The sequence below is a fragment of the Exiguobacterium sp. OS-77 genome, assembly GCF_000414195.2.
Taxonomy (GTDB): Bacteria; Bacillota; Bacilli; order Exiguobacteriales; family Exiguobacteriaceae; genus Exiguobacterium_A; species Exiguobacterium_A indicum.
On record NZ_DF239008.1, the window covers coordinates 2,795,859 to 2,821,877 of the forward strand.

Here is a 26,019-nt window from a genome sequence, read left to right on the forward strand (position 1 = left end):
ATCAAAAAAACACGTTCGTATGACTGATCCGATGAGGTTCAGTATACGAGCGTGTTTTTGTTTACATCTTCGTTACTGCGGATTCGTGTAAACAGAATTGATTTTTCCCGCGACGTTTCGCCTCGTACATCGCTAGGTCTGCTTGCTCGATCAAGTCCGATCGAGAAGCTGCATGCGCCGGATACATTGCTCCACCGATGCTCGCCGTTATCGGAAGTGGAATGATGCCATGATGAAACGGCTGTCGGAACAAGGAAACGAGATGTTCTCCACACTGCACCACTTCTGCTTCTTGTTCAACGTCAAATAATAAGACGACGAACTCATCTCCACCTTGTCTTGAAATGACTGTATTGGGCGGTAATTTCTTTTGTAGACGTGTCGTAACATCGATGATGAGTTGATCTCCGACACGATGTCCATACGTATCGTTAATCTCTTTGAAGTGATCGATATCAATAAAGAATAATCCGACTTGTCTTTCACTCGCTTCCGCTCGGTACAAGGCATCTTGGAATAGTCGCGCAAACAAATAGCGATTCGGTAGTCCTGTTAAGGCATCGTGATATGCCATGTGTCGCATCTCCTCCATGGCAGTTGCTAATGCTTCCGTTCGCTCCTCCACCTTCGCTTCGAGATTCTCGCGCAACCGTTGATTGTCCACGACGATCCGGATTTGACGCGAAATCAATAACGGGATTGCAATCATCAAACCAATCGTCAAACCGTTCCAACTAATCGTTTGCCGTGCCATCGTCACGAATAGAATCAATAAGAATAAGTAAGGTGTAATTAAACGTAAGACATCGATCCATCTCCGTGTGACGTCAAGAGGAACGAGCGCTTCTTCAGCGTCAAAGCGATATGCGGCAAGCCCGACGATCATGACAGTCGCTAACCATAACGGATCGAGCCAACTCGAAGGAAATGGATAATCAAATCGTTCTAGGACGACGTATAGGAGGTCGGCAAGTAATTGAAAATGAAATGCGAGTAGAATCAATAATAACGATCCGCCATTACCACGTTTCATCAAACCAAAGAATAAGACAATCATTCCGCCGAGCAACAATAAATCACCGATCGGATAACGAAGCCATAAAAGCGTTTCGATCGTCAGCAAGGCATTTGCTTCTAAATAGGGTGTCACTAAGTAGTGCCACGAGAGCGATCCAGCAACGACTAAAATGATGAACTCATCAAATAGAAAAACGCGTAAATTGACTTCTTGCCGTCGATTGCGAAGGAAATAACCGAAAGCAATGATATAGATCAAAATTTGAAAGCTGAAGATCAAGTCGATCCAATCAAACGGTTCTGTTCGCGTCCATTCTCGGAGGAAGTATAGAAGTTGTCCACATTCGCCTATACCAAGCATCGCATTAGCGAATAATAATAGAAGAAATAAGCGGTAAGTAAAAGGGCGTCTTGTATGGCGTCGTTGTGCCCGCCAAATCAAATAGAGGGAGATGGTTACGCCACCGATCGTGAACAGACTGTTGACGACTTGTCCGATTACCGTATCCGTGCCTACATACGTCACCCAGACGATATGAAACAGCAACCAGCCCATAACGACTCCCAACCATCTCTGATACATGACGATTCCCCCTTTCCTTTTTTAACCATAGTTCGTTTGTCCTATAGGTATATCGGTTCAGGATTGCTGTTTATTCACTCTTTTTTTATTTTATTAAAATCTTTTTTTCGCATGATTACTCATTTTAAAAACAACCAAAAACCGTGTTCACACCTAAGCGGTCTGAACACGGTTTAACTGGAACGTATCACGTTTTCTTTAACTAGAACGTCGATTCTTTTCTGTCGACTCAATGGATTCACTTAGACTGAGCGGTAACACGATGATGAATCGACTACCTTTGCCAACTTCAGATTCGACATGGATGATGCCTTCGTGTTCTTTGACGATTTCCTTACAAATCGATAAACCGAGTCCCGTTCCACCGATTCGACGTGTATCCGAGTTATCGACACGATAGAATTTATCAAACAAGTGAGCAAAGGCATGATGCGGAATCCCAATTCCTTCATCCTTCACTTCAATGATGGCTTGATCGTCTTTCGTATCAATCCAGACGTCAACACGCCCACCATCTGGAGAATACTTGATCGCATTGTTGATCAAGTTACTCATTAATTGTTTAATCCGGTCTTCATCTCCTAAAATGAATGGACGATCCGGGCTGAGCAACTGCAAATGGAGATCGTGCTGTTCACTTGAAGCGTCATACAAGGACATCACTTGTTCAGTTAGGGTAAACAAATCGAGATGTGCCATTTGGTACAACTGTCCACCCGACTGCATTCGCTGAACGTCTAAGAAGTCCGTGACGAGGTTCGATAACCGTTCCGTCTCATTATGGATCGTCGCTAGATATTTCTGCTGTTTTGAGTCATCGATCTTTCGATTCAGCATCAACTCTGTAAAACCATAAATAGATGAGAGTGGTGTTCGTAACTCATGCGATACGGTCGAGACGAGTTCTGTTTTGAGACGATCGGCTTCTGTTTCCCGGGTAATATCCCGTAAGACGAGGATGATTCCCTTCCATCCTCCGACAACATCAATACGTTCTGCGTAGACTTCGAGATGAGCGGTGTTGTTTCGAATATCAAATCGGACCTTGTCCGGTGAAATCTCACCGGAACGAATCAAATCTAGATACGTATTAAAGGCTTCGACGTCATCCACCAACTGACGCATTACATTGATGACGTACTCACTCGACGGTAACGTTCGATCTACCGTAAATTCCGATTGTAGTTCTGGAATTAACTCAAACAACGGACGGTTGACGTATAATTCTCCATTTCCATCCTCAAGATAAATGATTGCTTCTCGGATTGAGTCCAACACTTGCTCGGTCTTTTCTTTTTCTTGACGCATCCCTTCGTAAGAACGCGTTCGTAGGAGCGATAACGTCATCTGTTGCGCGAACTCGCGAATATCCGTTAACTGCTGTCCTTTATAGGCAGATTTATAACGAACCAGATAGATGGCTGCAATCAATTCATGCGTTTCTGGATCTTCGATAGGAATCGTCACTTCATACGTGCTAAATGAATATGGATAGTCTTTTTGACGCGTCACCCGTTTTTCCGATTGGACGAATTTCATCTCCCGAACCGATCGATTGATGACGGACATCTCATCTTTCAGGAGAACTTTTAAATAATCCATCGTCATCCCATTCGTTGTCGCACCCATGAACGCTCCTTCTTCATAGAGCAACAGTGCACCGTACTCCGAAGAGGTGATATCGATCATCTTTTGAACGATTGCCGGATACGATTCGACGGTTTCGCGAACAGCAAGCGCCTCTGTCAGTTCGCTACGTAATCGGAGCTTTTCCTCATTCTTTTTCGTCGTTTGATAAGCTTCTTCGAGTTCTTCTTGTTGCGCCTGCAATTCTTCTTGTTGCGCGAGCAACTCTTCACTTTGCGCCTGCAGCTCTTCATTTTTTCCTTGCATCGCATCCGTATGGGCATTCGTCGTCACGACCATCCGATTAAAGGCTGCGCGCAATAATCCGATTTCGTCTGGTCGCTGCTCGGCAGCTTTATCAATCTTAATCGGTTCTTTTCGAGCAAGTTTTTGATTATCATCAATCAAACGTAACAATTGCCGTGTCATCCGGCGAAGGAACGGGTGCACGAAGAGAAGGATGAAGGCAATGAGCACAACGATACTTGAAATCCAAATCCATTGTGACTTTGCGACTTCACTCCGCAGTTCCCTGACAGCCGTTTCTTGTTGTTGGCTGAGATTCGTCCGGTATTCATCAAGTGCTGCAGAGGCTTTTTCAATGTCTGGTGTAATATCAATCGAACCATCGGCAGTTGGCTTTAATCGCCCTTGATCGACAAGACGCTCCGCAATCGGTAAAGAAAACAGACTATCCCCCTGTAAGAAGTCCTCATTGATCCGATTCGCCTTTTTCTCATTGACGTAAGACTGGGTCAACGGGAACAAGGCATCATAGTATAACTCATATAAATTCGTCATTTGCGCTGCGAATTCTTCTTCTTCATCCGTTTTGGCGTTTCGCATGAACCAATCCGTCTCACTTTTGATATCTGTTCGGAGCGCCTGAATCTCATCAAACCGTTCTTGGTTACCAAAAATGACGAATCCTCGCAATCCAAACTGGACGGTTTGCCAATTGTCCCACAAATCATTGGCCCGGCGATTTTGTTCACTGATCGTCTCGAGATTCTGTTTTGATGTTTCGATTCGTCCTTCCATATAGTCATAGACAAAGAACGAAGTAATCGATACTACGATCAGTACCGCATAAAAAACAGTCAGCAACTGCCGACCGATTCGTCGCCGAATCCAATTCACCATGAATGTATCCTCCTCATCATTCATCGAATGATGCTTTTTCATTTGTTTCTTTAAATATAATAGAAACGCTTTCGAAGCAACAGCTAGGATATACAAAAAAAGACCTTTTCTCGGAATGTACCCGAAAAAAGGTCTTTTTATCCGCTTATTTTTTTGCTTTCTTCACTGTCACAGAAGTCACAGGGCTCACTTGACCACGCGTATTCTTAACGTAGACAGAAAGCTTCGCTTTTGCTTTTTGCTTCGGAATTTTGACAGAATAGTTTCCTTTTGCAGAAACCGTTCCTTTTCCGATGACTTTTTTCTTCGCATCTTTTACATAAACACTTAATTTCTTTTCAGCTGTCCCGGTTACTTTCGTTTGTCCGGCATAGACGGATTTCACTTTCGGTGCTGCTGGGGCTGGTAGGACTTTTACGATCGTCGGTTTACTTGTGCGTTTAGCAATATCCGTCACTGTGACGATCAAGCTTGAACCACCGACTTGTTTTGGTAATTTCGCACTGAAGTGACCTTTTGCGTCGACTTTCGCTGTGGCGATTTTCTTTTGTTTTGCATCTTTGACAGTAACCGTACCGCCCGCAAGAGCTGTACCTGTCATTTTTGTTGCACCGGCAAGTACTGGTTTAACTTTTGGAGCTGCTGGCGCTTTTCCAGGAAGGACTTCTGTACGTTCTGACGTGATATCCAGTCCATTTGTGTAACGAATTGTTAGGACCGTACCTTTGTTTTGACGTGGAATCGTCACACTATATTTTCCGGATTTAGCTGTAGTAGAACCCAACTTCTTAGTGGACCATACTTCCACTTTTGTTCCGGTTTTAACCGTTCCTGTGACAGTCAGTTTATTATCATATACGTTGTTGACAGTTCCGTTCAGATTCAATTGCGAAATTGCCCGAGGAATACTGACTTTACCGTATCCTGAAACCGGACTGACATAGGCAGGAAACTTGAATTCAAGCTCTTCTCCCTCTTCTTCCTCAAACCAATCATTCGGATTTTCGAAAGCGAGTGGTTCTGCACTTTTTTGTAGAATTTGTTCGATTTGTTTAGGTGTTAGTTTAGGATTAAGTGACTTCAAGATTCCCGCAACAGCTGCGACGTGTGGTGAAGCCATACTTGTTCCATCCATATACACCGTATTTCCGTCTGGAATCAAACTCGCTACTTTTGAACCCGGTGCAACGACATCAAGGCCGACTCCATAATTCGAGTAATCTGAAACCATACCGAGCGTATTCGTCGCTCCAACAGAAATCGCATATTCTGAGTTTGCTGGGAACCCGACCATCATATCGTAGTCGTTTCCTGAAGCCGCAACGACTGTCACACCATGATCTGCAGCATATTTCATCATATAAGCCATCGTGCGGCTTTCACCGCCACCAAGACTCATATTGATGACTTTCGCTCCATGATCAACAGCATATTTAATTCCAAGTGCGATGGCATCCGTTTCTCCTTCGCCATTTGCATTCAATACTTTAACTGGTAAGATTTGTGCCGACTGATGAATCCCTTGGATCCCGTAATCATTGTTGATCGTCGCTGCGATGACACCTGCCACGTGTGTTCCGTGACCATTATCATCAATCGCGTCGCCATCTCCGTTTACGGAAACATAGTTCTTCTCATTCGCAATATCAACTTTCCCTTGTAAATCCTTTAAGCGATAATCAACACCTGTATCGATGACCGCAATTTTGACAGGTGCTAATTTTTTCCCACTAAATCGTTTTTGGAACTCCTCAAAACCAATTCCAACATTCGGGAACTGTTCGAAGACTGTTTTCTTATTGATGGCCCATTGGTAATCAAAATTGATATCACTTGTTGCTTTGTAAGTTTGAATCTTTTCCACATATTCGACTGCTGATGAGCGACCAATCGATTGCTTTAATGCTGACGCTGATTGTCCCTTCACCGTTGGATCTTCTGTCACTACAATGAAATCACCAGCTTTACCAAGCGGTAAACGCTCAACATCTGCTGATTGAATTCCAGCAATTTTCATCGAACTGACTGTTTTCCCTGGCTTTAACTTAACGATGAATCGCGTAGTTTCTTTTGACTGAATGTTCATCCCTAATGTTCCGAACGTATCGTCTAACGTACTGCCGCTCATCTCAGATATCTTCATTTTTTTGGCATATCCATCGATTTCTTCTGCAATCACAGCAGGCGATGCATCGCGTGATAATGTATAAAGACGGTCAACGGCTTGTTGATCTGTCTTTGTCAGCGTGTACGATGTTCCACGTACGAGTGCCTCCATTGCAGGTTTCAATGTTTTTAAATCTTCGTACGCTTGTTGACGCTTATCTTTATTGAAAAGAAGCGTTTTGACAACGTAAGGCGATGTTTTGTAATAAAGCGACGTCAAGGCACGACCTGCGTCCGATTGACTCAATACCTGTTTTTGGATCGAGTGCATAAGAGCAAGCATTGGTTTTTCTTCTTTTGTTTGTTTTAATGCTTCTTCTGCCATACAGCTAATATCACTGATTGGCTCATATTCGACAGCTAATTTGACGTTATTGTATGTCAGCTTAACGTTTGCTGCTTTTGTCGTTTTCCCCTCTTCGATGTTCGGGTAATATTCGACTTTGACATAATACGGTCCATCCCATGCATATGGAACGGCTAATTTTGTCGTTGCTTTTTCATTCGGTTCTGCTTCTGTCCGGTAACGATCAAATGTATCATCTTCAGCTGCCATCGCTTCGCTCGGGTAAGCTGTCACTTGAACAGGTTGATCCGTATCGATTGATAACTCAAAGTGTGACGCTGTTTTTTCTACACCTGCTTCATGATTGACACGGTACCAATATGTATTTTTTTCTTCCATTCCGGTCTTAAGTGTCGTTTCTTGTCCTGCTTGTAAAAGTGTTGCGCTTGCAAGAGCGGTCTCCGCTTTTGCAGTAGTTGGTCCTACGCCGAGCGTTAAAACTAAACAGCTCAGAATGACCCAAATCATCAGTTTCTTCACACATGCTCCTCCTTCAAAATGGATATACTTTAATTTGATTATAAACAGTATATGGATAAAATGGATAATTAATTTATAGTGAAATCTTACAATTTTGAAAGAAAGACGCATCATGTTCTAAAGAACACGATGCGTCTGACTCCATTCATTTAAAATCTGCTACATATTCGCCGTATCCTTCTTGTTTCAAGTCCTCTTTCGGAATAAAACGTAAGGCGGCTGAGTTCATACAATACCGAAGCCCTGTTGGCTCTGGACCATCCGAGAAGACGTGTCCAAGATGGGCATTTCCATGTCGACTTCGGACTTCCATCCGTTTCATGCCGATTGAAAAATCACTTTTCTCAATGATATTACCTGGCTCAAGTGGTTTCGTAAAACTCGGCCATCCTGTCTTCGAATCATATTTATCATTTGATGAAAACAGTGGTTCTCCAGAAATCAGATCGACATAGATCCCGTCTGCTTTCAAATCGTGATACGGATTATCAAACGCCGGCTCCGTTCCATCCTCTTGTGTCACTTTATACTGGATGGCGGTTAATTTCTTTTTGATTTCTGCGTCTGATAATTTTGGATAGGTTGGAAGATCGACCTTTGGCTGATCGTTCCAGTAGCGATCGATGAAGTCGTCGCGTCCAGAAGCTGCCCGGTAAAACTTATATTTCTTCTCACTCTTCAAATAGTAATCCTGATGGTATGCTTCCGCTTCATAAAAAGGACCTGCCGCAATCAACGGTGTGACGATTTTATCATCGAAGATCTGTTGTTTCTCTAAATCCTGTTTCGATTGTGCTGCGATTTCTTTTTGTTTCTCATTCGTATAGAAAATCGCCGTTGTATAAGACTCACCACGATCGACGAATTGACCATCTGCATCCGTCGGATCAATCTGGCGCCAGTAGACATCTAATAATTGCTTGTACGAGATGACGTTCGGATCAAACGTGATCAATACCGCTTCCCGATGACCTGTCGTCTCCGCTGACACTTGATTATACGTCGGATTTTCAACATCACCGCCCGTATAACCAGAAATGACGGACTTGACTCCTTTTAATTCTTCGAACGGGGGCTCCATACACCAGAAGCATCCTCCAGCTAAAATCGCTGTCTCTTCCGGTTGATAACTCAATTCCTTACTGCCACTTGATTTTGCTTGCTGTTGCTGGAACACGAAGTATCCCCCGACCATGATGACGATGAGACCGATGACTGATAAAATCGTCCACATTCGTTTCTTCATCTCCCTTCGCCTCCTTTATTTAGCTTACGTCGCATGACGTCGATTGGATGTTCTTTTATTTAACTGTACCGCGCTAATACCGTCTTGTCGTAGCATGTGCTCAAAAGAAGCACATTCAATACTATGTAGAGTTCTTGTGTGTTTCTCCACAAAAAAAAAGAGCCTCATATCGACTCTTTTCGAAAATTAACCTTTTTGAATCCAGAATTTTAGGACGCTTGCTTCTTCTTCATGTTTGACGAGTGCATGACCACCTGATGTCGCCCACGCCTGAAGATCGTTTTTTGCCCCTTTATCCGTTGCATGGACTTCAAGGATTTGACCTGATTCGAGTCCAGCGATGGCTTTTTTTGTTTTTACGATTGGCATCGGACAAGCAAGTCCTTTTGCGTCGAGTACGAGTTCTGATTTCATGTTGTATTCCTCCTGAATGATTTGATGTTCGTTATGCATCGGCTTAGCGTACCGCACAGCGGTTCGGTCCGACTTCCATTTCCCGTTGTGTTTCAAGATCGGGTGTCTGTTTCCCCATGTTTGTTTCACGGATATCTTGATACGCGTTCGGTTGTGGCGGCAGGTTCTCTGTGACCATTTTCCGGAATGTTGCTTCATCGTCGATGTTGAGACCATGATTGTTCGCAAGCAAGATGCTTAATTTTTCCGCTACACTACCATCCGTGTTCAATTCTTCAATGATCATGAAATGTGCCGGTAAGACGATGAGTTCTGGTGAAAGATCACGATACGTGTTGTAGAGCGAATCGCGTAAGTCACCGACCCAGTCTTCCGCGAGACCGGCTAAATCCGGACGACCAATCGAGTCGATGAACAAGATATCACCTGTCAATAAATAACGCTGATCGACGATGAATGAAGTCGATCCAATCGTATGTCCCGGGGAATAAAGAGCGCGTACTTCAATCGCTGTATCCCCCACTTGAACCGTACTACCGTCTTCAAGTGGTGCATAATCGAATGTGACATCCGACGCATCTTTTGGCGGCAACCAGTATGTCGCGCCTGTTTTTTCGGCGATGTCGCGTCCTCCAGAAATATGATCCGCATGAAGATGTGTATCAAATACATGCTTAATCGTGACGTTGCGTGATGCGGCATAATCCAAATACACATCCGTCATTCGTGTCGCGTCGATGAGTACGGCCTCTCCTTCTGAGATGACCATATACGAGAGACACCCTTTACCGATTCGGACGAACTGAACGACTTCGCCTTGATCAGTTCCTGTTTCGTTCAGCGTTCCGATTGAAATCGGTTCTAGATGTTCACTCCATGCTTTCATGCCGCCTGACAGATACGATACGTCTCGTCCTGCTTCTTCTAGCATATCGGCGACGAAAATCGATGACCCTTCTTTTGCGCAAACGACGAGAACATCCTGATCCTTCGGAAGCTGATCGAGAATCTCCTCGACACCATCCAACAATTCAAAATACGGAATGTTGAGGTACTTGAAGTTCTCTCCTTCGATTTTCCAATCTTGAAACGCATCCTCATTCCGGACATCTAAGATGAACAGAGACTCACGTCCAATGATTTTTTTTGTAACTTGTGCGGCTGTCATTGCTTGTGCCATATCTACTCGTTCCTCCTCTACTTTACGCTGTTGTATTATTTCGCTGAAACGAGTGTCGTCGTCTCAGACGCCCATTCCTGCATACCCGGTACGACATTGTGGATCGTATACCCCTTGTCACTGAGCTGTCGGCATGCCATGTCACTTCGGCTACCTGTCCGGCAGATGACATAAATCGTCTGATTTGAATCCAGTTCTGCATGGCGTGTCTCCAGTTCGCCTAACGGAATATTGATGGCTCCCGGTACATGGGCGAAGGCATATTCTGCTTGTTCACGAACATCAAGCACCGTGATCGAGTCGTCTTGGCGTGCTGCTTCGACTGTTGCGTTGTCGACGGTTTGAGCGAATGCTGCTGGTTCCGTGACATCACCTGTTGATTTCCGAACGTAATGACGGAGTATTTCTCCTTCTTCGATCGTGCCTAAATAATGATTGCCGGTGCTGTTTGCCCAGGCACGGAGATCTGCAGTTGATCCTTTATCCGTCGCCTGGACTTCTATGACTTGTCCCGGTTCTAACATCTTGATCGTTTTTTTCGTCCGAACGATCGGCATCGGACAAGCGAGACCTTTAGCGTCCAATACGATATCTGATTTAATCCTAGTCATACAATTCGCTCCTTTACGGTGTGGGGTATTATTTCGTTTCGCCTTCGTACGACATCATGCCGCCATCCATGTTCGTCACGTCATATCCTTGTCCTTCGAGATATGTCGTTGCGCGACCACTGCGCGCACCAGAACGGCATACCATGACATACTCTTTTTTCTTGTCGAGTTCGTTCATCTTGAATTCGATCAATCCGAGTGGAATATGGATTGCTCCCGGAATCATTCCTTCTTTGACTTCATCGACTTCACGGACATCAATGACGTTCAGTTGTTCACCACGTTCGATTTTTTCCTGTACTTCGGTTGCTGTCATGCGTTTCATGTTCAATTCCTCCTCTTGATTCGATTTAGCGCCAGGCATTCATTCCGCCACGGACTTCCGTGACATTTGAATAACCGGCTTTTTTTAGTACTTTGATGGCTTGTTTGCTTCGCATCCCGCTTTGACAGATGACGAGCACTTCTTTGTCTTTCGGGATTTGATTCAGTTGACGGTTTAGCGTTTGTAACGGAATGTTCTTAAATCCTTTGATGTGATTGCCTTTGAATTCTGCCGGTGTTCGAACATCGAGATAAAATCGTTTGCGGTCGTTTAGTAACGGCTTCAGTTCCGTGGTCGACACTTGCTTGACGCCTTTTGTTGGGGCGAATATCTTATAAGCGAGATAGCCGACGACGAGCAACAAGATAATCGATCGTACATCCATGCGTCACTCCTCCTTCAGATCATTAGATGAATAGATTGACGTTTCCGTTCTCCGCATCGGCGAGGTAGGCGGCAACACCTGCATACTCAATCCCGTCGTGTAATTCTTCCTGTTTCAAACCGAGTAAATCCATCGTCATCGTACAGGCGACGAGTTTGACATCCTGTTCTTTCGCTAATTCGATTAAGTCTGGAAGTGGCATCGCATTGTGCTTCTTCATGACGTTTTTAATCATTTTTTGACCTGCACCACCGAAGTTCATTTTCGAGAGTGGCATCTTATCAGCACCGCGTGGCATGAACTTACCGAACATCTTCTCAAGGAATGTTTTATCCGGCTGGATCGGTTCATCCTTACGCATCGCATTCAAACCCCAGAAGGTATGAAAAATCGTGACTTCGTGATCGTATGCGGCTGCACCGTTGGCAATGATATAAGCTGCCATGACTTTGTCGTACTCTCCACTAAATAAAACGATGGTTGTTTTTTTCGTATCTGACATGAACGTAATTCCTCCAAGTATTTACCCTAAGGGGTATATTAATTCGTAAAAATTTTTTATCTGCTTTTCATTAAGAGTTGAACAGCCTCTGCAACGGCTTGTTCATGATTTTCCGTCGCATCATCCTGACGGACACAGTCGATCAAGTTCTCACTGACGACAAGACCAATGACACGATCGATTGCACTACGTGTCGCACTCAGTTGTGTGACGACATCCTTACAGGACGCCTCTTCTTTCATCATTCGAACGATACCGTGGATTTGTCCTTCAATCCGATTCATCCGATGAATGATGCGATCTTCATAACCGTTTTCCATATGAAGTTCATCTCCTTTTTTAAATGTGACATACGTCATATCTCGTTGGTACATTTCATACAATAATACCTACAGGGGTATAAGTCAACGAAAAAGATTTCCGATTTTGTCGCCATTGTAGAACGTCCGGAAATCTTTTTGCATTTAACCTTTCCAATTCGCCTGTAAAAAAGTGATCCAATGTTCTGCTAGGCGAGTCGGCATCTTCTCTGGTAACAGATAACGAAACGTTCGTTTAGAAATCCCTTTCGCATGAAGCGTAAAGGACTCGGACGGGAAAGACGTGACGAGTCGTTCCGACAATGCTGCAATGCCACTCCCATTAAAAACAAGTTGACGCACTAAATAGTTGGCATCGACTGTAATCTTTCGTGCGGGAACGATCGACGAAGCATCTAGCCAACGATCGAGCGCATAGCGGGATGCAGATCCTTCTTCGCGAACGATCCACGTTGCATCGTTTAACGAAAGGTGGGACGCACCCATGATGTGCAGTTGATCTTTTGCAAAGACGATTTGTTTGACCCCATCAAGTGTCAGTTCTCCTTCGATCATCCCGAGATCAATATCACGATGTCTTAAGGCTGCTGCCACTTGATCGTGATTCATTAATTGGATATCTAGTGATACCTCGGGATGAGCGCTTGAAAACAGATGAATCATGTCATCGAGCAACATTTCGTGAATCGTATGCGTTGCTCCTATCCGTAAGGTTCCGCGGAAGACACCTTCCGATTCATCCAGCTGGGACTGCATCTGTTCGAGTTGGAATAGAATTTCTTTTGCATGGCGATAGACAATCCAGCCCATTTCCGATACCTCGACCCCTATTGTGAATGAATCACGTATTAACAATGAATGTCCGATCTCTTCTTCTAGTCGTTTGACGTGAACACTGACCGTCGGTTGCGACAGAAATAACTGTTCCGCTGTTTTCGTAAAGTGACGTGTTTCAACGAGTGTGGCGAACGTTCTGAGTTCAGTTAATTTCAACAATACCCCTCCTCATTACATTTCATAATCATTTATATATAATTAATTCATTTTTATAATCTTGTATTCCTCTTTCATACTCAAGGTATCACGTATTAGAAAGAAGGACTGTTTCATGATGTATATCTCATTTATTTTGTTAGGAGCAACCATCGGTATACTCTCCGGCTTTTTCGGAATCGGTGGCGGCATTATCCTGACCCCACTTTTATTGATTCTCGGCTATGAAGCCAGCACCGCGATCGTCCTCAGTCTGTTGCTGACACTCGGATCGACTGTGACCGGCACGCTTTCACATCTTCGATTAAAAACATTCCGTTTTCGTGATGCCGGGATTATTGGTCTGTCCGGCATCATCGGTTCTGCGTTGATCACACCAATTGTCTTTTGGCTCGAGCGTCATGCTGGTGCTGATGTCGTATTATCGAGTCTCTACATCGTTTTACTGATTGGTTTTTCGATTCAGTTCCTTCGTCCCCGTTCCAAGGAACGTCCGTCTTTTCCGGTCTATGATGCTTCGATCGTAAAGCTCGCCGTCATCGGACTTGCTGCCGGAATCCTCTCGTCATTGATGGGGGTCAGCGGTGGATTCTTGTTGACGCCTCTCTTGCTCGGATGGGTTCGTTTTCCGCTCAAACAAGCAATCGGAACGAGTATCGCCTCTGCGACATTGATCGTTCTTGGAGGAGTGACGAGTTATATTGCTTCCGGAACCAGCGCTCCGTTATCACTCGGGATTGCTTTAATCATCGGTGCGTTCATCGGCTCACCACTCGGTGCTTCACTTTTGCATCGCTTCAATGAACCGTTCGTTCAAAAGACGTTAGGAATCTTTTATGGTGTCGTCGCCTTAAGCGTCATCGTCAAAGTGTTCGGTCTTCCCTATCTGTCACTCGTCTTACTCGCTTTGTTCACACTCAGCCTGTTAAGCGTCTTCGGTTACCGGATTCTTAAAACGGTCTAAATGAAAAAGCAGCTGACACATCGTCAGCTGCTTTTGTGCGTGCTCAATGATTAACGTACGCTTTCTTCTTTGATTTTTTGTGGTTTCATGATTTTTGCTTCTTTTTTCTGACGCATGCGTTCTGCATTCATTAGTCCCCCTAACATCAGGACGACAGCAGATAAATAGAACCATGTCATCAAGACGATGATTCCGGCAAGCTGACCGTAAAGACGATCGTAACTCCCGAACTCGGCATAGTAAGAGAAGAATTCCGAAACGACTTGCCAAGCGATCGTCGCAAAAATAGCTCCAGGGAGTACTTGACGAACCGTCAGTCGGACACTCGGTAAAATCCGATACAATAAGATGAAAAAGACAAGTAAGAACAACGTCCCGAGTCCCCAGCGGAATAAGAACCAAATCCACGAATAGTTCGTCACGAAATCAGCGACGATTGCAAAGTGGTTGATGAAACGCCGCGTTAACTTTTCTGAAATCGGAACAATCAATGAGATCGGTAAGATGATCATCATCCCGATCGTAAAAGCGAAGTCTTGCAACAGTCCGCGCCAAAATGGCGCTTTTCGCGTCACTTCGAGCGCATCGTTCAGCGAGCGGACAAGTGACTGGACCGACATCGAAGCAAGCCAAAAGGCGGCAAGGAAACTGATCGAGGCAAGTTTAAAGCCGCCTTGATCAAAGATTCCAACGACGTTCCGCTGAATCAAATCGTACGTTTCTGCCGGAGCAAACGGTCGAATTAAATCCAGCACGTTATCGGACGTAAACGGTAAGAACGAGACGATCCCAACTACGAATAATAAGAACGGGAATAAGGACAACATCAAATAATAGGCGAGCTGAGCCGATTTATCAAAAAAGGCTTCACCAAAAAAACGGGCAAATACAGGTTTGATTAAAGACATACAAATTTCCTCACTTTCAACTAATTCTCTACACTATCCCCCATTTCATACCTCCTTTAAACTTTTGGGAGTCTTTTGAACTTATAACAACCTCATACATCATTCAAGTTTGGCGCTTCGGTTCTGCGCGGGGTACACTAGGAACAGAGATTGTATCGTGCTTGTTTTTCAGAAAGGATTTCGATTCGTGTACTCACTCATTCAAACCGAAGCAGAACGCTTCTTTACTTCTTATATAGAGCAATACCCCGAAATGGCCGGACGTCAGCAAGAAGTCATCCGTTCGATTGAAACAACAGGAACGTACGAACAGACGGCTTCCGAGCTCGCGTTCGGTGCCAAGCTCGCTTGGCGGAACAGTAACCGATGTGTCGGACGTCTCTTTTGGGAACAACTCCATGTCTTTGACGCGCGGGATGCATTGACCGTTGAAGCGGTCCGCGACGCGTTATTTGAGCATATCCGGTTCGCGACGAACGAGGGACGAATTCGCTCGACGATCACGATTTTCCATCCGACACGTGTCCGGCTGCATAATCACCAACTGATCCGCTACGCTGGTTACGAAACCGCAGCAGGAATCATCGGCGATCCGGCTTCGATCCAACTGACGCGACAATGTGAAGCACTTGGCTGGACCGGAGCGCGTACACCCTTTGATATCCTGCCCCTCTTGATTGAACTCGATGGACAAGTCAGCCTGCATCCGATTCCAGATGAGCTCGTGCTCGAAGTCAGCATCACACATCCTGACTTTGACCTGTTCGGTGGTCGCGAAGTCCGCTGGTATGCTGTGCCGATGATTGCCGACATGCAGCTTGAGATCGGTGGCATCGCCTATCCGTGTGCTCCGTTCAACGGATGGTACATGGGAACAGAGATCGGTGCCCGTAACCTCGCTGATACGGATCGTTACGATCTGTTACCGCTCGTCGCGACACAACTCGGTCTGAATACCTCGCGTGAACGTTCGCTTTGGAAAGACCGAGCGCTCGTCGAACTGAACGTTGCCGTACTCGAATCGTTCGAACGTGCCGGTGTTACGATTGTCGATCACCATACGGCTGCGAAACAGTTCGCTCGTTTTGAAAAAAACGAAGCCGCGTGTGGTCGTGATGTCACCGGGGAATGGTCCTGGCTCGTGCCACCGATGAGTGGGGCAACGACGCATGTGTTCCATAAGGATTACGACCCAGAAATCAAACGACCGAACTTCTTTCCAAAATCAACACAGACGGCACCTGTGACCGGCTGTCCGTTTCACCAAGGAGCCCTGAAATGAATTATGTCGAACAGTTACGTCAAAAAATCGGTCATGACCCAGTCATTCTCGTCGGCTCCGTCGTCCTCGTCGTACAAAATGAACACATTTTGCTCGAACAACGGAACGAAGCACAAGCTCGCTTTGGTTTACCAGGCGGATTGATGGAATGGGCCGAATCACCGGAAGAGACCGCGCGTCGAGAGCTTAAAGAAGAGACTGGCTTAGAGGTGGAACGATTAACGTTACTCAATGTCTACTCCGGTCCGCAATACGTGACGACGTTAACGAACGGAGACATCTTTCAAAGCGTCACCCTCGCCTATATCGGTGAACATCCGATCGGAATGTTAAAACAAAGTGATGAGAGTATCAAGCTCCAGTTCGTCCCGCTTGATGACTTACCTGATCACTTAGTCGGTTCTCACGCTCGAATGATTGAAGACTACAAAAACCGCCGCTAAATGAATAGCAGCGGTTTTTGTTTATAGCGACTGACGCATGATGTATTGTTTCAAATCCCGCTGAGTCCACCCTTCAGAACGTAATGCCTCCCAAACCTGCACATCTGTTGATTGATAATGGTAGGTCGTTCCCGGTAAACGACGGACGACTTCTGTGGCATGTCGTGCTTTTTGTTCTGCTGGACCTACGACTGACAAGAGAGATGATCCGGCTACTGCCACTACACTTGCTTCTAATTGGTAATAATCCGTTTGTAATTGCTGCATGACATGAGGATCTTGCTGCCAGATGTATTCTCCTTGTCCATGGTATTGTTTTAAAAACTCCACTTCTTCGATCGTCGGCAGAGCGACCTCTTGACGTTCATCCGTTAAATGAAAATAACCGATTTCTCCAACAATCGTGTAGTGAAGCGATTCATACAAGCGAATTGCCGGATCGTTCCCTTGAATGACTTCAAGCATCAGACCATCCATTCCGATTTCTTTAGCATGGCTCAGTTGTGCTTGATACAAGGCTTTCGCGATCCCAAGACGACGATATTGTGGTGAAATCCCCAGTCCCCCACACCGCATGATGCGTTGACCCTCGATCTCCTTCCAACCGTTCAGCCAGAGACCGACCGGTATTTCTCCATGATAGGCAACGAATGAATGCTCCAATTGGTTCCCGTCTCGTTCGATGATGCGCTCTTGGAATTCTGCTTCCGATAAGTGCAGTGGAATCAAATAATCTTGGAATCCATCCTGCATCGCTTTGTACGCCGTTTTTACGCCAGGTGCGCGTTGAATATGAATCATCGAAAAACCTCCTTTTCCACTGAGCTGTTTCGCTTTCGTTCGCCTCATTTCCTGCATACAAAAACACCCTTGTCGCCAAGGGTGTTAGTCGATTCATTGATGGAGTTTCGAACGCTTGCGTCCATATCCGAAGTACAACAGTAATCCAATGGCTGTCCAGACAAAGAAGGCAATCCACGTGAATGGTTGTAAGTTGAACATAAGCATGATACAAGCAAGGACTGACAAAATCGGTAAGACTGGGACGAACGGAACCTTAAAGGCGCGCTTCAAATCGGGACGCGTCCGGCGTAGGACGATGACCGCGATCGAGATGAGCGAGAAGGCTGCCAGTGTTCCGATGTTGATCAATTCAGCAAGTGTACCAAGCGGCACGAATCCAGCGATTAAACCAGCAGTCGTTCCGAGAATCCAAGTCGCTTTAACTGGTGTGTGTGACTTTTCATTGACGTCTGAGAAGACTTTCGGTAATAATCCGTCACGGCTCATCGCGAACAAGAGACGGACGAGACCAAATGTCATGACGAGGATGACCGTCGTCATACCAACGATGGCTCCTAAGTCAACGAATCCAGCGACCCAGTCTTGCCCAGCCACTTTTAAGGCAAGGGATACTGGGCTATCAACACCTTCAAACTGTTTGAATGGAACGATTCCGACCATGATAGCAGAGACGACGACGTACAAAACGGTAACGATCGCAAGCGATCCTAGAATCCCAATCGGTAAGTTACGTCCCGGGTTTTTGACTTCTTCTGCTGCCGATGTGACGGCATCAAATCCAAGATAAGCGAAGAAGGCAATCGCTGATGCTTGCAAGACACCGCTCATACCGAACGGCGCAAACGGCTTGTAGTTGCCTGGTTCGATATACCAGATCCCGACGACGATGAACAAGACGACGACGGCAACTTTGACGAGTACCATGATGTTGTTGACGCGTTTTGTTTCTTTAATCCCAAGCGAAAGCAAGAGCGTGATGACCATCAGAATCAAGAACGCTGGTAAGTTAAAGAACGTTTCGCTTCCTGGTACAGCACCTGGAGCAGCTGTTAAAGCTGTCGGTAAATGGAGACCAAAGCCTGCTAACAGTGACTGGAAGTACCCTGACCAGCCGGTCGCAACGGCACTCGAAGCGAGTCCGTATTCTAAAATGAGACACCAGCCGATGATCCAAGCTACGACTTCCCCAATCGTTGCGTATGTATACGTATATACACTACCTGAGACGGGAATCATCGACGAGAATTCAGCATAACAAAGGGCTGCGAGCGCACAGACGATAGCGGAAATAATAAATGAGATCGGTAAAGCAGGTCCTGCATAAAGAGCGCCCGTTCCTGTCAGAACGAAAATCCCGGTACCGATGATGGCACCGATTCCAAGTAAAATAAGGTCAAACCCTGATAAGTGACGTGCCAGTTTGGAATGTTGTTTCATGTCCATCATCACACTGACATCTTTCTTGCGAAGCAAACTCATGTTTCATCCTCCGAACTTTTCTCTTTTTTCTGAATATTCAAATCATTGAGGTAATTGACTTTCTTATCATAACAAACGATGTCAGGTTCGATAAGTCTTTTTTTCTGTATTTTTTCACAAAGTGGTCAAACCACTTTTGTGAAAATGCGACAACGCTTTGATGCGTCAACGCAAAAACACCCTTTCCTCAAAATGAGAGGAAAGGATGTACTCGTATTACGGACGATCGTTTGGATGATCGAGGTTAGGACCTTTATGATCATCTGGATCGATCGGGTAATCATCTTGCTGTGCTAAATCGTTTTCTGGCAATGCACCTTTTGGTGTACCATGTGTCGTCTCATCTGTTGAAGAAGAGCGCGCTGAACGTGGTGCACGATCTGGTGTGACATCATCTGCTGCTTGTGAAGCTGCACCTTTTGCTGCATCTTTCAAGCTCGGTGATGAAGAAGTCGATGCTGACTTACTTGGAAGGTTCGATGTGTCAACTTCCGTGTTCTCTGCTTTCTTTTGCAGACGATCGAGGTAACGCGATGCATTATCACGTCCACCGAGACCAAAGGCAAGACCGAACGCAAGCGCAAGTGCTCCCAAGATCAAGATGAAGGCTGAGTTGACGATCGTATCAGCAACACCCAATTGATCAAGTGCCATGAAGACAGCAAGTGCAAGGATCGCATACTTCGCAACGCTTGAGAGGACTTTTAGTTCAGAGTTACCGAACAGGCTGTCCATCGTACGTTTGACGAGGTTGCTGACGATGATCCCGATTGCGAGAATGATGATCGCTGTCAGGACGCTCGGTAAGAACGCAAGGACGGCGCGACCGAGGTCGACCATGAAGTCAAGACCAATCAAGTTGAAGGCTTCGACGACGAAGAGAACGACGATGACGATCTCAACGAGTGCACCAACGATCGAAGCTGGTGATGTAGAAGCTTGGTTTGCATCCCACGTACCGATTTTCAAATGACGTGTCAGGTTGTTGAAACCAAGACGTGATAAGAGATCCGTCACGAATTTCTTAACGAAACGTCCGACGTAAAGACCGACAAGAATCAGTACGACACCAACGATGATGTTTGGAATCATACCGAGGACATCGTTCAACATGTTGATCGCTGGTCCTGTGATTCCTTTAATGTTCAATTGATCAAGTGCTGAAATCGTGATTGGAATCAGAATCAAGATGAAGACGACTGTTCCGAGAATCGACGAAAGTGATTTCGCATCTTTTTGATCCGTTGACCCGAGATTGAAGCGAGCTGCGAATTTATCTGTTCCAACAGCATGAAGGAAATTCGTCACGATATCGCGGACGATTTTCGCTACGAGGAAGCCGACGAAGAAGATGGCTGCCGCAGCAATCAAGCGTGGAATGAATCCAAGGAATGACGATAACAATTGGCTGAACGGTTGTGAGACACTCTCAATGTTCAAGGCACCGAGTACACCCGGTAGGAACAGAAGCAAGACGAGGTAGAAGACGATCTCCCCTGCTACTTTTGGATAAGCTGAAAGATCCGTCTGACCTTGAAGCATCTTGTTCGAACGTACTTTGTCGTTCGCCATCAGCTTCGTTCCTGCTTTGACGATGATCATGCGGAGAACGACCGCGATGACGTATGCCAAGAGAAGGATGAGAGCTGCTTTCAAGATATTCGGGATTGCCGCGAGTAATGTACTCATCGTATCCGCAAGTGGTCCAGCAATGATGTTCAGATCAAGGATGTTGAAGACCAAGATAAGAACGAAGACCATGAGAACCCAGAAGACGACGGTCCCGATGATTTTTTCAGGTGTCCACTTTTTCTTCTTTGGTGGCGTACCCTCTTTTTGAGGTGACAACTTGTTGACGACCCCAGACTTCTCTAACGCTTTTTGAACTCCGTTCGCGATCAGCTTGGCAATGAGCCATCCAATCAAGAAAATGATGATCGCTCCAAGCAAGTTGCCGAGTGATCCGAGAATGCCGTTCAAGTTCAACGACGTTCCGTTCCAAATGTTATTCATCCTGCCACACTCCTTCACCTAAATAAAATTATATATTTCTGACACTTCTTTAATTTCCCCAGCTAAAGGATTTATTAAACCCTTGTCCGTACCAGAATGTGGCGTTTCTTGTTTCTCCTACAAAAAACTGGATGTTTACTATATGTGAGGATACACTGCTACAACAATCATTTCGTAAAAAAGCAGTATCGTCTAAATGACGACACTGCCTTATATCAAACGACTTCTTTTTCAGAGAATTGACTGTTGTACAGATCCGCATAAAAACCATCTGCCTCGAGCAATTCTTCATGTGTGCCCTGTTCGATGACACTTCCTTGATTCATGACGAGAATCAAATCGGCATCCTTGATCGTCGAGAGACGATGGGCAATGACGAAGCTTGTCCGTCCCTCCATCAAGCGACGCATTGCTTGCTGGATGAAGACCTCTGTCCGTGTATCCACACTAGATGTCGCTTCATCGAGAATCATGATCGGAGGATCAGCAAGAACGGCCCGAGCAATCGTCAACAACTGTTTTTGACCTTGCGAGATGTTCGAGGCTTCCTCGTTCAAGACCGTATCATACCCGTCCGGCAACGTCCGGATGAAGTGATCAGCGTGCGCCGTTTTGGCTGCGGCGATGATTTCCTCCTCGGTCGCTCCACTCTTACCGTAAGCAAGATTATCCCGGATCGTACCGTTGAAGAGCCACGTATCTTGTAAGACCATCCCGAACGTCGTCCGTAAGTCTTCGCGTGACATCTCGCGGGTATCGATGCCGTCAATCCGAATCGTCCCCCCGTTCAACTCATAAAAGCGCATCAATAGATTGATCATTGTCGTCTTACCGGCACCCGTCGGTCCAACGATTGCGACGGTTTGTCCCGGTGAGACATCGATGTTCATGTCCTCGATCAAGAGATCGGTTCCGTAACCAAAATCAACGTGTTCGAACGCGACCGCCCCTTCAGCCTGCGTGAGACGGTGTGTCGTCACTTCCTTGATTTCTTCTTCTTCGTCCAGTAATTCGAAGACACGTTCCGCTGCTGCGACCGTCGATTGGACGATGTTCGCGATGTTCGCCGTCTGTGTGATCGGTTGCGTGAACTGGCGTGTATAGGTGATGAACGCTTGAATATCCCCGATCGAGATCGCCCGTTGCGTGACGAGAATCCCGCCGACGATACTGATCAAGACGTAACTGATATTCCCGATGAACATCATCATTGGCATGATGATCCCGGAGATGAACTGTGCTTTACGTCCTGCTTCATACAACTCTTCGTTGACGGCATCAAACTGCTCGACCGCTTTGCGTTCATGTCCGAACGCCTTGACGACCGAGTGTCCGGTATACATCTCTTCGACGTGTCCGTTCAATTGTCCAAGCGTCCGTTGTTGATCGGCAAAGTATTTTTGGGACCGTTTCAAAATCGGACGGATCGCAAAAATCGAGACCGGTAATGAGACGAGCGAAATCAGCGTTAACAGCGGACTAATCGTCAACATCATGATCAGAATTCCGACGATTGTCACAATTGAGGTGATGAACGATGTCACACTTTGTTGTAACGTACTCCCGATCGTATCAATATCATTCGTCACGCGGCTGAGTGTCTCCCCGTTCGGACGACCATCGTAATATTTCAATGGCAGGCGTTCGAGTTTATGATTGACGTCTTCGCGTAAATCGTAGACTGTTTTTTGAGCGATACCTGACATCAAATACTGTTGCAAGTAATTGAACAGACTACTGATGATATACAGTCCAGCCAGCCAGAGCAGGATTTGTCCGATTTTCGTGAAATCGATCGCTGCTCCCGGTACACCTTGGAACTTCGCATATGCCCCTTCAAACAATTCCGTGATTGCCGTTCCCATGATTTTCGGACCGGCAATCATGAAGACCGTACTGAGGATGGCTGCGAGGAAAACACCAACGAGTGCCGTCCGACGCGGACGCAGATACCGAAGCAGACGACGGAACGTTGCTTTGAAATCCTTTGGTTTTTCTCCGAGCATCATCATATTTCCGCCACCGGGACCACCAGGCGGAGGACCGCCGGCAGGTCGTTTTTTCTCACTCATGCGATTTCCTCCTCTGATAGTTGTGATTTAACGATTTCTTGATAGACGGCATTGTCAGCAAACAATTCATCGTGCGTTCCGATTCCAGCGACTTTCCCTTCATCCAGGACGATGATTTGATCGGCATCGATGACGGTGCTGACACGTTGAGCGACGATTAAGACGGTTGCATCGCGTGTTTCTTCCCGTAACGCTTTTCGAAGTGCCGCATCAGTTTTAAAGTCGAGCGCTGAAAAACTGTCATCAAAGACATATAAATCTGGTCGACGAACGAGTGCTCGCGCAATCGACAACCGTTGTTTTTGCCCACCGGAGACGTTCGACCCACCTTGTTCGATCCGTGCTTCGTAACCGTCCGGCATCCGTTCGATGAAATCGGTCGCTTGTGCGATTTGCGCTGCATGCGCGACTTCTTCGTCTGTCGCGTCCTCTTTCCCGAAGCGAATGTTTTCCGCGATCGTCCCCGTGAACAGTAACGCCTTTTGGGGAACGAAGCCGATTTTCGACCGCAGTTCCTCTTGCGGTACATCCTGGCTATCGACACCGTTGACCCGGATGCTCCCTTCCGTCACGTCATAAAAACGAGGAATCAAATTGACGAGCGTTGATTTACCGGAACCCGTTCCGCCGATCACAGCCGTCACTTCACCTGGTCGTGCCGCAAAGCTGATGTCGGATAAGACAGGTGTCTCAGCTCCTGGGTAACGGAACGTGACACGATCAAAGACGAGCGTTCCTTTTTCACGGTCAGCGGTTTGTGTACCTTCATCTGTCATCGTCGGAGTCATCTCGAGGACTTCATTGATCCGTTTCGCCGAGACGGCTGCCCGCGGAATCATGACGAACATGACCGACGCCATGACGAGCGCGAACATGATTTGCATGACGTACTGGATGAACGCCATCAAGTCCCCGATCTGCATGCCGCCATTATCGATCCGGATGCCCCCGAACCAAATGACACCGACGACCGTCAAGTTCATGACGAGCATCATGACCGGCATCAAGAACGCCATGATTTTATTGACCTTAATCGAGACTTCTGTTAAATCCGCGTTCGCTTTCGTTAACCGAACCTGCTCATCACGTTCTCGGTTAAAAGCACGGATGACACGGATCCCGGTCAAGTTCTCCCGCAAGACGAGGTTCAGACGGTCGAGTCGTTTTTGGACTTTCCCAAACAACGGAACCCCTTTCCACAGGATCAACAGGATTGAAATCACAAGGACCGGCATCGCCGCGACGATGACAAGTGATAGTTTTGCATCTTTTGAGACAGCCATGATCAATCCACCGATGAACATGATCGGCGCACTGACGACCATCCGTAACATCATGATGACGACTTGTTGGACTTGCGTGATGTCGTTCGTCGTCCGTGTAATCAATGACGCCGTTCCGACTTGGTCGAACTCTTGCAGGGAGAACCGTTCAACATGGTTGAAGACTTGGCGACGGATATCCCGTCCGAGTCCCATCGACGCCTTCGATGAATAATAACTGGCGGCAACGGCAGCTAACGCCCCGACACCGGTTATCCCGAGCATGACGGCACCAATTTTCCAGATATACGCGGTATCGCCGGTAACGACGCCTTTATCGATGATGTCCGCCATCAGTGTCGGTAAATACAAATCGGACATCGACTGCGCAAAAACCAAGACGAGCACAGCAAGGACCGCCCATTTATAGACCGTCAACCGTTTGAGTAACTTAATCATCCGAACATCCTCCTTTCAGATCTGGACGTAAAATCTGACCGATTCCCTCAGCAATCACTGCGTGTGTTTCAAGCATTTGTTCAAATACGTCCGAGTCAATCGTCGCAAGCACTTGCTCCAGTTGACGTTGCATCCCCTTCTCTTGTTCCTTGATGTCAGTGACGAATTGCTGACCTTGATCACTAAGCTTTAAGACGACTTCCCGTCGATTGTCGGGATTCGTCTCCCGAATGACCCAGCCCGATTGGACGAGACCTTCAATCGACTGACTGAGGGTACTTTTCGGTAAGTGCGTATGTGCAGCGAGCTCTTTTTGCGAGATCGGTCCACGCGGTGCAATCGTCATCAAGCTATGAAATTGCGGTAAACTGAGTCCGTTTTCCTGTGCCGTCTGGTGTGCTGCCCGGACGAGATGACGCTGGACGTTCCAAAACGACTGCATCATCGCAGTCGAACGGGTCGTTTCCGTTTGATCCATCTTGTTTCGCCTCCTTGTTCCATTTCAAATCGTTCCAAAAGGAACAATTACTTATATGAATTAAATTACGCTGATTATTTTCGATTGTCAACGAAAAGGCAATGTGAAAAATCACATAGTTTTGCTATGCTCAAGGAAGACAAGGAGTGAGCATAGATGAGACATGAAATGGGCTTATTCGAAGAACCGTTTCGTTCAATCGAACAAGGACGAAAGACCGTCGAGATTCGACTAAATGATTTAAAACGACAACAGGTACACGTCGGTGATCAGATTCGGTTCACCCATACGGAAACGAACGAGAAATTACTTGTCCGTGTAACAAAACGACAAGTCTTTCCTGATTTCCGAGCGCTTTATGAACAGATCGCAAACGAAGCTATCGACTGTGTCGGTTGGTCGCTCGACGAACTCGTGACGTCGACTTACTCGATCTATTCACCGGAAGCCGAGCAACAGTACGGGGCACTGGCTCTGACGATCGCATTAGAACCATAAAAAAAACGTACTTCTTACGT

Annotated in this window: 23 protein-coding genes; 4 read left to right on the plus strand and 19 right to left on the minus strand. The window is 46.2% G+C overall.

Annotated elements, in window-relative coordinates:
- Positions 1–61: 61 nt before the first annotated feature.
- The 12 genes from EXG77_RS14280 to EXG77_RS14335 form a co-directional block, all read right to left on the minus strand.
- Positions 62–1,600, minus strand: a complete 1,539-nt coding sequence (locus tag EXG77_RS14280) for a GGDEF domain-containing protein (protein WP_035399064.1) — start codon at positions 1,598–1,600, stop codon at positions 62–64.
- Positions 1,601–1,798: 198 nt separating this feature from the next.
- On the minus strand, positions 1,799–4,369 hold the full coding sequence (locus EXG77_RS14285; RefSeq protein ID WP_052017213.1) for an ATP-binding protein: 2,571 nt from the start codon (positions 4,367–4,369) through the stop codon (positions 1,799–1,801).
- 145 nt (positions 4,370–4,514) lie between these two features.
- Complete coding sequence (locus EXG77_RS14290) at positions 4,515–7,361, minus strand: S8 family serine peptidase (RefSeq protein ID WP_035399066.1); 2,847 nt, start codon at positions 7,359–7,361, stop codon at positions 4,515–4,517.
- Positions 7,362–7,506: 145 nt separating this feature from the next.
- Positions 7,507–8,607 carry a peptide-methionine (R)-S-oxide reductase MsrB gene (gene msrB / locus EXG77_RS14295; protein ID WP_035399068.1) on the minus strand — a complete coding sequence of 367 codons (1,101 nt, stop codon included), beginning with the start codon at positions 8,605–8,607 and terminating at the stop codon, positions 7,507–7,509.
- 186 nt (positions 8,608–8,793) lie between these two features.
- The gene (locus EXG77_RS14300; protein ID WP_023466945.1) at positions 8,794–9,021 is read right to left on the minus strand and encodes a sulfurtransferase TusA family protein; all 228 of its coding nucleotides are present in this window, start codon (positions 9,019–9,021) and stop codon (positions 8,794–8,796) included.
- 43 nt (positions 9,022–9,064) lie between these two features.
- Positions 9,065–10,201, minus strand: a complete 1,137-nt coding sequence (locus EXG77_RS14305) for an MBL fold metallo-hydrolase (RefSeq protein ID WP_023466943.1) — start codon at positions 10,199–10,201, stop codon at positions 9,065–9,067.
- 35 nt (positions 10,202–10,236) lie between these two features.
- Positions 10,237–10,812, minus strand: coding sequence for a sulfurtransferase TusA family protein (locus EXG77_RS14310; protein WP_035399070.1), 576 nt, complete (start codon positions 10,810–10,812; stop codon positions 10,237–10,239).
- Between the two features lie 28 nt (positions 10,813–10,840).
- Positions 10,841–11,137: a rhodanese-like domain-containing protein gene (locus EXG77_RS14315; RefSeq protein ID WP_023466941.1), complete on the minus strand. Its 297-nt coding sequence runs from the start codon at positions 11,135–11,137 to the stop codon at positions 10,841–10,843.
- A 25-nt stretch (positions 11,138–11,162) separates the two neighbouring features.
- Positions 11,163–11,522 carry a rhodanese-like domain-containing protein gene (locus EXG77_RS14320; RefSeq protein WP_035399072.1) on the minus strand — a complete coding sequence of 120 codons (360 nt, stop codon included), beginning with the start codon at positions 11,520–11,522 and terminating at the stop codon, positions 11,163–11,165.
- A 22-nt stretch (positions 11,523–11,544) separates the two neighbouring features.
- Positions 11,545–12,024: a DsrE/DsrF/DrsH-like family protein gene (locus EXG77_RS14325; protein WP_023466937.1), complete on the minus strand. Its 480-nt coding sequence runs from the start codon at positions 12,022–12,024 to the stop codon at positions 11,545–11,547.
- A gap of 56 nt (positions 12,025–12,080) precedes the next feature.
- Complete coding sequence (locus EXG77_RS14330) at positions 12,081–12,344, minus strand: metal-sensitive transcriptional regulator (protein ID WP_023466936.1); 264 nt, start codon at positions 12,342–12,344, stop codon at positions 12,081–12,083.
- Positions 12,345–12,488: 144 nt separating this feature from the next.
- Positions 12,489–13,337: a LysR family transcriptional regulator gene (locus tag EXG77_RS14335; protein ID WP_035399074.1), complete on the minus strand. Its 849-nt coding sequence runs from the start codon at positions 13,335–13,337 to the stop codon at positions 12,489–12,491.
- 115 nt (positions 13,338–13,452) lie between these two features.
- Between EXG77_RS14335 and EXG77_RS14340 the strand changes: the two genes are divergently transcribed.
- On the plus strand, positions 13,453–14,301 hold the full coding sequence (locus tag EXG77_RS14340) for a sulfite exporter TauE/SafE family protein (RefSeq protein ID WP_035399075.1): 849 nt from the start codon (positions 13,453–13,455) through the stop codon (positions 14,299–14,301).
- A 50-nt stretch (positions 14,302–14,351) separates the two neighbouring features.
- Here the strand turns inward: EXG77_RS14340 and EXG77_RS14345 are convergent, their stop codons facing one another.
- Positions 14,352–15,209 (minus strand): YihY/virulence factor BrkB family protein, encoded by an 858-nt coding sequence (locus EXG77_RS14345; RefSeq protein ID WP_023466934.1) that lies wholly within the window; start codon positions 15,207–15,209, stop codon positions 14,352–14,354.
- 187 nt (positions 15,210–15,396) lie between these two features.
- Here EXG77_RS14345 and EXG77_RS14350 point away from each other — a divergent pair, with 187 nt between their 5' ends.
- Both EXG77_RS14350 and EXG77_RS14355 read left to right on the plus strand, forming a co-directional pair.
- Positions 15,397–16,491, plus strand: coding sequence for a nitric oxide synthase oxygenase (locus EXG77_RS14350; protein WP_035399077.1), 1,095 nt, complete (start codon positions 15,397–15,399; stop codon positions 16,489–16,491).
- Positions 16,488–16,934 (plus strand): NUDIX hydrolase, encoded by a 447-nt coding sequence (locus EXG77_RS14355; RefSeq protein ID WP_035399079.1) that lies wholly within the window; start codon positions 16,488–16,490, stop codon positions 16,932–16,934. Before EXG77_RS14350 ends, EXG77_RS14355 begins: the two co-directional genes overlap by 4 nt.
- Positions 16,935–16,955: 21 nt before the next feature.
- On the opposite strand, the gene EXG77_RS14360 is transcribed toward EXG77_RS14355, so the two are convergent.
- The 6 genes from EXG77_RS14360 to EXG77_RS14385 all read right to left on the minus strand — a co-directional run bounded on the left by EXG77_RS14360 (position 16,956) and on the right by EXG77_RS14385 (position 25,501).
- On the minus strand, positions 16,956–17,735 hold the full coding sequence (locus tag EXG77_RS14360) for a GNAT family N-acetyltransferase (RefSeq protein WP_158408683.1): 780 nt from the start codon (positions 17,733–17,735) through the stop codon (positions 16,956–16,958).
- 93 nt (positions 17,736–17,828) lie between these two features.
- Complete coding sequence (locus EXG77_RS14365; protein WP_023466930.1) at positions 17,829–19,217, minus strand: amino acid permease; 1,389 nt, start codon at positions 19,215–19,217, stop codon at positions 17,829–17,831.
- Between the two features lie 216 nt (positions 19,218–19,433).
- On the minus strand, positions 19,434–21,230 hold the full coding sequence (locus EXG77_RS14370) for a mechanosensitive ion channel (RefSeq protein WP_023466929.1): 1,797 nt from the start codon (positions 21,228–21,230) through the stop codon (positions 19,434–19,436).
- Positions 21,231–21,445: 215 nt separating this feature from the next.
- The gene (locus EXG77_RS14375; protein ID WP_035399080.1) at positions 21,446–23,302 is read right to left on the minus strand and encodes an ABC transporter ATP-binding protein; all 1,857 of its coding nucleotides are present in this window, start codon (positions 23,300–23,302) and stop codon (positions 21,446–21,448) included.
- On the minus strand, positions 23,299–25,023 hold the full coding sequence (locus tag EXG77_RS14380; protein ID WP_035399082.1) for an ABC transporter ATP-binding protein: 1,725 nt from the start codon (positions 25,021–25,023) through the stop codon (positions 23,299–23,301). The genes EXG77_RS14375 and EXG77_RS14380 overlap by 4 nt, the downstream gene beginning before the upstream one ends.
- On the minus strand, positions 25,016–25,501 hold the full coding sequence (locus EXG77_RS14385) for a MarR family winged helix-turn-helix transcriptional regulator (RefSeq protein ID WP_023466926.1): 486 nt from the start codon (positions 25,499–25,501) through the stop codon (positions 25,016–25,018). Before EXG77_RS14385 ends, EXG77_RS14380 begins: the two co-directional genes overlap by 8 nt.
- 156 nt (positions 25,502–25,657) lie before the next feature.
- On the opposite strand from EXG77_RS14385, the gene EXG77_RS14390 reads away from it, so the two are divergent.
- A complete protein-coding gene (locus EXG77_RS14390; protein WP_035399084.1) occupies positions 25,658–25,999 on the plus strand; it encodes an ASCH domain-containing protein in 342 nt (113 codons plus the stop codon).
- The last annotated feature ends 20 nt before the right edge of the window (positions 26,000–26,019 follow it).